Source organism: Pseudoalteromonas sp. GW168-MNA-CIBAN-0100 (assembly GCF_040309225.1).
Lineage (GTDB): Bacteria > Pseudomonadota > Gammaproteobacteria > Enterobacterales > Alteromonadaceae > Pseudoalteromonas > Pseudoalteromonas arctica.
The window spans coordinates 1-251 of record NZ_JBEOOL010000841.1; the positions used below are offsets into that span (position 1 = coordinate 1).

1 protein-coding gene is annotated in these 251 nt (G+C 44.6%); it reads left to right on the plus strand.

Annotated elements, in window-relative coordinates; all coding sequences use genetic code 11:
* Positions 1-251 (plus strand): class I SAM-dependent methyltransferase (locus AAEY62_RS23655; RefSeq protein ID WP_350636900.1); only part of this gene is annotated, 251 nt, incomplete at both ends.

A 251-nucleotide genomic window follows, 5' to 3' on the forward strand; every position in this document is an offset into this window, starting at 1 on the left:
GGTTTATGGGCAATTGCCTAGCCAACATGTGGTAAAAGAAAACGGTATTGGCTTTTTAGTTGATTTAACCAGCCGCCAAAATACTGGAATATTTCCTGATATGCGCAGCGGCCGTGAGTTTGTGCAAGCAAACAGTAAACAGGCAAAAGTACTTAACTTATTTTCGTATACCTGTGGGTTTTCGCTGGCGGCAATGCAAGGCGGAGCCGATCATGTAATGAACATGGATATGAGCAAAGGCGTGCTTAGGG